The organism is Patescibacteria group bacterium, assembly GCA_034660655.1.
Classification (GTDB): Bacteria; Patescibacteriota; Patescibacteriia; order JAACEG01; family JAACEG01; genus JAACEG01.
In genome coordinates, this window is sequence record JAYEJU010000024.1 from 31,599 (window position 1) to 38,658 (window position 7,060).

Consider the following 7,060-nt stretch of genomic DNA (forward strand, 5'->3'; position numbering starts at 1 on the left):
TTGGCAGGCCTTATCCCGAAGTTACGGCCGCTGTTTTGCCTAGTTCCTAAACAAAGGTTCTCTCGTTCACCTTAGGCTTCTCGCCTCGTCTACCTGTGTTGGTTTTAGTACGGTCGTTATTAAATTAAGTCTCAAAGGCTTTTCTAGGCGATTTATCTTCTCAAATTGGCCTTGCCGAAACAAAACCTTTTGCCTCTTTCTAAAAGAAAAAAGCAACACACAAACCATAGTATGCTCAAAATTCAAAACCGCGCACCTTGTCAACATCTAATAACGGCGCTGGAATATTAACCAGCTTATCCATCGACTACCCTAGCACTACACTAGACTCGCCTTAGGACCGGCTAACCCTGGGACGATTTTCGTTGCCCAGGAAACCTTAGACTTTCGGTGGACAGGGTTCTCACCTGTCTTTTTGCTACTCATGCCAACATTCTCTCTTCTGTTTGCTCCACCATATCTCGCGATACAGCTTCAGCGCGAACAGAATGCTCCTCTACCACTTCGGAAATAAATTTCCGAAATTCGCGTCTTCGGCGCTATGCTTGAGCCCCGGTACATTTTCAGCGCAAAATGGCTTGACCAGTGAGCTGTTACGCTTTCTTTAAAGGATGGCTGCTTCTAAGCCAACCTCCTGGTTGTCAATGATATTTCACCACTTTTTACACTTAGCATAAACTTAGGGACCTTAGACTGCGATCTGGGCTGTTTCCCTTTTGACCAGTGGAGCTTAGCCCCCACGGTCTAACTCCTGAAGTAAGGAGACCTGGTATTCGGAGTTTGATTGGAGAAGGTAGGATTGCTCCCCCGGCCCCATTCAGTGCTCTACCCCCAGGTTCCAAATTTATTCAAGGCTAGCCCTACAGCTATTTCGAGGAGAACCAGCTATTGCCGAGTTCGATTGGAATTTCTCCGCTAACCACAGCTCATCCCCTAGTGTTGCACAACTAGTGGGTTCGGACCTCCATCCAAATTTCTTTGGACTTCATCCTGGCCATGGTTAGATCACTCGGCTTCGGGTCTTATTTACGCGACACACCAATAAATTGGATACGGGCTATTAACCCTCGCTTTCACTACGCCTACCCCAGTATTCAATTTTATAAAATTTACAAAACTGAATACTGGGTTAAGCAAGCCACATAAATAAACTCGTTGGCTCATTCTTCAATAGGCACACCGTCACCGCGCAGAGCGCGGCTCCGATTCCTTGTAAGCGTATGGTTTCAGATACTATTTCATCTCCCTCACCGGGATGCTTTTAACCTTTCCCTCACGGTACTTGTTCACTATCGATCACAAAAAGTATTTAGCCTTGGATCATAGTCGACCCAGATTCCCGCAAGATTTCTCGGGTCTCGCGGTACTTAAGAAAACCGTCAGAGTAATATTTTTTTTGCTTACGGGACTATCACCTTCTATGGTTTTGCTTTCCAGCAAATTCTGCTAAAAATATTATTTGTAACTCTGTCCTGTTTTACGCGGAAAACAGATACGATCTCTTACAACCCCTTATAAACATATGGGTCCGCGCCCTTTATGCTCCAATCTAATTACCGAAGTAAAAAAATCTTCGCAAAGTCTACAAGGTTTAGGCTGTTCCGCTTTCGTTCGCCACTACTCACGGAATAATTATTATTTTCTTTTCCTCTGGGTACTAAGATGTTTCAGTTCCCCAGGTGCCCATCTCATTGCCCTATGAATTCAGGCAAAGGATCCCTATGTTTTGCATAGGAGGGTTTCCCCATTCGGAAATCTCCGGATCAAAGGTTGCTTACCACCTCTCCGAAGCTTATCGCAAGTTGCTACGTCCTTCATCGGCTTTTTGTGTCAAGGCATCCACCATACGCCCTTGAGTATTTTTTTATTAACCACAAGAATTTTAACTGCTTTATTAAAATTCTCTTTATATATTTAGAGTCTGCAAATAGCAAACTCTACTTAAAATTGCTCGTTATTCGCTTTATTACGTTATTACATATTTAATTGTCAAAGTTCGGTCTTACTTAACAACTGGTAAAAAGATTTTATCCTTTTATCAGGTGTTAAAAAAAATAAAAAAACCGCTTTGGAGCGGCTTGCTAAAACAACAAAAAATTACTGTTTATCCAACCGCTTTTGAATGGTTTATCTTTTTTATTTTTACCATAAATTTTGCCTAATATCAATTTTGTTTAAACTAATCACATAATAAAATAGTTTTAAAAATATGTCAAGACCGTTGCCTTGCCAATAGTATTATATCTGATATATAATAAAAGAAACAAATTTTTAGTTTTTTTATTTTATGCGCCTTACGCAAAAAATCGCTTACAATACAATAATTCAAACTGTTGGGAAATTCATTTCCGTGTTTTTTGGAGTTATTGCTTTAGGAATAATGACAAGATATCTTGGAGCTGAAAGATTTGGGCAATACACGACAGTAGTCGCGTTTTTGCAATTCTTTGCTATTTTAGCGGATATGGGACTGATGCTGATAACAGTTCAAATGATTTCTCGCCCGAATGTTGACGAGGAAAAAATTTTAAACAACATATTTACTTTAAGATTTTTTGCAAGCATTATTTTCTTTTCTATCGCTCCGATAGTTTCGTTCTTTTTTCCTTATCCAACAATAGTAAAAATCGCCATTGTTATTTTTACTGTTTCGTTTTTTCTTTTAAGCCTGATTCAAGTTTTAACAGGGCTATTTCAAAAAAAGCTGAAAATTATAAAAGTGACAATAGCGGATATTCTCGGCAAGTCAACAATAATTTTATTTATCGCGCTTGCCGCTTATTTTGATTTAGGGCTTTTGGGAATTATATCCGCAGGCGTTGTCGGCGCTATTTTCAATTTCTCATATCTATTTTATTCAACGCGCAAGATAATAAAAATACACTGGGCTTTTGATTTTGATATTTGGAAAGAAACATTGCGAAAATCATGGCCAATAGCTCTTTCAATTGCTTTTAATTTAGTTTATCTAAAAGCAGACACTATAATTCTTTCACTTTACCATTCGCAGTCTGATGTCGGCTTGTACGGCGCAAGTTTTCGCTTTTTAGAAATTTTAATAATGCTGCCGACAATGTTTATGGGGTTGATATTGCCTTTGCTTTCAAATTATTGGAACGGGAAAAATTTTATTGAATTTAAAAAAATATTTAAAACAGCTTTTGATGTAATGATAATAACCGCCATACCTTTGGCAATCGGGACGCTATTTTTAGCAAAACCGATTATAATTTTAGTAGCCGGCAATGAATTCGCGCCAGCAGCTCCTATTTTGAAAGTTATTATTTTCGCGTCTGCCATTGTATTTATTGGAACACTTTACGGACATACAATCGTGGCAATAGAAAAACAAAAAAAAATGATTTGGGCTTACGCAATCACTGCCGCGATAAGTTTAACAATTTATCTGATCGTTATTCCAAAATATTCTTATTATGGCGCGGCATGGGCAACTGTTTTTGCTGAATCTTTAATAGCGCTAATCTGCGCTTGGATGGTTATTAAAACAACAAAAATTTTTCCTAACTTTCTTATAATTTTAAAAGTTTTAATCGCCAGCGGAATTATGGCAGCTGTTTTATATTTTATAAAAGAACAAAATCTGTTTATTTCTCTGATAACATCAATAGCTGTTTATTTTTTTGCTTTATATATATTAAAAGCGCTTCCAAAAAATTTAATTAGGGAAATAATAAAAATAAAATAAAAAAAGCCCCGTACGCAATCCTTTTTTTTTGCGTTTGGCGTCTGTGTTTCTTCCGCCGTTTGCAAATAGATATACGTCAGGGCTAAATAGATATTCTCACATCTTTTCTCCTCCTTTATTTTTATTTTATATTAGTATAAATTAAAAACAAAAATAAGTCAATGTATTTTTGCTTGTCATTCAGGGATGACAATTATTGGGCAATATAGATTAAACGAAATTTCACAATTAAAAATTTTAAAAATCCTCCAACCTCCTTTTCCAAAGGAGGACTAATGAAAATTATTTAAAATATTTCCCCCTTTGGCAAAGGTGGATTAAGGGGGATTTTATAATCAAATATTTATAAATTTATAATATGTTATACTTTCTAACAATTTTTCTCATAACTTTTACGCTGATTGCTTGGCGCAATTTGCCGACAGCTCTTGCCATAATTGTTATTTTGCTTCCAACTTATTTAATTCGCTTCTATATTATATGTCTTCCCACAACGCTTTTGGAAATAATGATTTTAATTGTTTTAACCGTGTGGTTTTTGCAAACAGGATTTCAAAAAATCGCTAAAAGATATAAAAAAGAAATTTCTTACAAGCCATTCCCTTTTCAAACGCAAATAATTTTAATAATAATTTTTGCCACAATTTCAATATTTGTGGCGCCGAATATTTGGAAAGCAATGGGACTTTGGCGCGCTTATTTTTTAGAACCGATCCTATTTTTTTTAATTTTTGTCCAAGTCATAAAAACTAAAAAAAATCTGCGAAAAATATTATACGCATTGGGAATTTCAGCGTTAGCTGTTTCTTTTTTCGCGATCTACCAAAAAATCACTGGAAATTTTATTCCTGTTGAAATGTGGCGGCCAGAAGAAACGCGGAGGGTAACAAGTTTTTTCACATCTCCAAACGCTGTCGGGCTTTTTTTATCGCCGATTATAATGATTTATTTTGGATGGCTTTTTGAAAACAGATTTAAAAATATTATTCCAGCATTATTTAAAATTTTAGTTTTAATATTTTCTATTACTGCTGTTATATTTACAATCTCTCAAGGCACATACGCTGGCTTGATTATAGCATTTATCTTTTTCGCTTGTTTAATAATAAAAACAAAAATAACAAATACTTCCATACCACGCAGTATGAAGGTATTATCCAAAATATTTTTTGTTTTATTTATTTGTATATCTTTATTTTCAGTAATCTATTTTCAAAACCAATTAATTAATAAATACGCGCAAAAAATTATTAATTCACCATCAGCTCAAAATCGGATTGTTCTTTTGGAGGGATCCTTTGAATATTTAACGCAAAATCCTAAAAATTTTATTTTAGGCGCTGGGATATTTGGATTTCCAAAAATACAAGAAAAATTCAGAGAACCATTAAAAATGGAACCATTAATTTATCCTCATAATATTTTTTTAAATTTTTGGATGGACATTGGATTTTTTGGAATGCTCTGTTTTGTTTGGCTGATAATTTCTTTTTTCCTAAAAATCAAAAAAAGTTTTTCTGAACGAAACAAAATATTTTTTATTGGAATCTCGGCTTCAATGATAACAATTATTATTCACGGCTTGCTTGATGCTCCGTATTTTAAAAACGACCTGTCTTTGCTTTTTTGGATTATATTGGGAATTTTTATCGCGACTAATACCGCAAAAAATAAAAAACAGCTTAATTCATAATAGACTTGTTGCGTAATTAATTTCTATCGCAATTTCCATATTCCTGCCTGACGGCAGGCAGGTTGGTCAAATTTTCCAAAAATTTTTTCTCCCGCAGCATTGCGGGAAAGGCTAAACCTCAAAAATTGTTTGAAAAATTTGTCTCATCCGCCCAAGGTGCCTTGGTCGGACGTTACAAAATTAATTACGCAACAAGTCTAATATTAAAATTTAAAAATGTTTAAATTAAATCGCAAAAAAATAATTCTTATTTCTGTTTTAATAATTTTTGCTTTTTTTATCGGCTTAAGAATTTTTTACATTTTTACGAAACAGCCTAGCGTTGATGAAATAGCGGTCGGTTATGAAGCATTCTCTATTTTAAAAACAGGAGCTGATAGAAATGGAAATTTTTTCCCGGCTCATTTTTATAATTTTGGCTGGGGAGAAAATATAACACTGTCTTTAATTTTAATTCCTTTAATAAAACTTTTTGGGCTTTCAACTTTGATAGTAAGAACTCCTGTTTTTATTGCTTCGCTTCTTTCCATATTTTTTACTTATCTGCTGGGAAAAGAGCTGTTTAATAAAAAAATAGGCGTTATTTCCGCGTTGCTTTTAACAGCTTCTCCTTGGCATATTTATGTTTCAACAACGGGATATAACGTTTGTTTATTGCCATTCTTTTATACTGCTATTATTTATTGCTTGATTAAATTTTTTAAAGAAAAAAAACATTTTTATTTTTATATCTCCACTATTATTTCCGCTATAACTTTTTATACTTACGCCTTATCTTTTTTATGGATTCCTCTTATTTATTTAATTTTTTTCTTTATAAATAAAAAGGAAATTTTTAGCAATAAAAAAATTATACTGCTTAATTTGCTTATTTTAATAATTTTAATATCCCCGATTGCTATCTTTTATTTGCAAAATCAATTTCAATTATTGAATTACGAAAAATTCGGCCCTTTTGGGCTTCCTGATTTGGAGAAAACTCGGCTTGATATGGTTTCAATTTTTAACAACCCGCTTATTTTTGCCTCAAATTTTATTATTCAATATTTTATTCATATTTTTACTTTGTGTTTCGCATTAATGATTATAAAATATAGTTTTATTCCATTGGGCGGAATTTATTTTTTTGAAATACTGTTTATTTTATACGGCATAAAAGAAATAATAAAAAAACGAAAAAACGAAAAAAAATATCAGCTGCTATTATTATGGTTTTTATTAGCTCCGCTTCCAGTGTGTTTCACTCTTTTTTGCGCTGACAACCCGTCAATTATACATCCATTAAGATCAATACATTTTCTTCCTCTTCTGCAAATTATCGGCGCTGTTGGAATATATAACATTTTTTTCAATAAAGAAAAAAACGAAAAACACGAACATACAAAAATAAAAATAATATATGCGATAACGATAATTATGACGCTTCACATAGCAATGTCTTTTTTTTGTTATTATAAGCACAATAATATTTTTGAATATCAAAAACAAAAAAACGCTCAAGTCGCGGTTATGGAATTTGTTCAAGACAATCAAAAACAATATGATAAAATTATTATAAGCGATGATATTAGGTATTTATTTTTCGCGTTTTTTTTAAAAATAGACCCTGAAATAACCCAAAAAATAAACAATAAAAATGCTGATTATTCAAATAAATATAT

Annotated in this window: 3 protein-coding genes and 1 rRNA gene (1 of these 4 running past the window's edge); 3 read left to right on the top strand and 1 reads right to left on the bottom strand. The window is 33.5% G+C overall.

Annotated elements, in window-relative coordinates:
* Positions 1-1,867 (bottom strand): 23S ribosomal RNA (locus tag U9O55_02040); it reaches 2,923 nt to the left of the window's first position.
* A gap of 420 nt (positions 1,868-2,287) precedes the next feature.
* Here U9O55_02040 and U9O55_02045 point away from each other — a divergent pair.
* The 3 genes from U9O55_02045 to U9O55_02055 all read left to right on the top strand — a co-directional run.
* Positions 2,288-3,706, top strand: coding sequence for a flippase (locus tag U9O55_02045; protein MEA2088601.1), 1,419 nt, complete (start codon positions 2,288-2,290; stop codon positions 3,704-3,706).
* A gap of 358 nt (positions 3,707-4,064) precedes the next feature.
* Positions 4,065-5,399: an O-antigen ligase family protein gene (locus U9O55_02050; protein MEA2088602.1), complete on the top strand. Its 1,335-nt coding sequence runs from the start codon at positions 4,065-4,067 to the stop codon at positions 5,397-5,399.
* A gap of 216 nt (positions 5,400-5,615) precedes the next feature.
* Positions 5,616-7,060, top strand: a 1,445-nt coding sequence (locus U9O55_02055) for a glycosyltransferase family 39 protein (protein ID MEA2088603.1), incomplete at its 3' end; no start/stop codon positions are given.

What these genes read in the sequence shown, in the direction of transcription:
- U9O55_02045 (MEA2088601.1), top strand. Translation starts at nt 2,288, where the DNA reads ATGCGCCTTACGCAAAAAATCGCTTACAATACAATAATTCAAACTGTT.
- U9O55_02050 (MEA2088602.1), top strand. Translation starts at nt 4,065, where the DNA reads ATGTTATACTTTCTAACAATTTTTCTCATAACTTTTACGCTGATTGCT.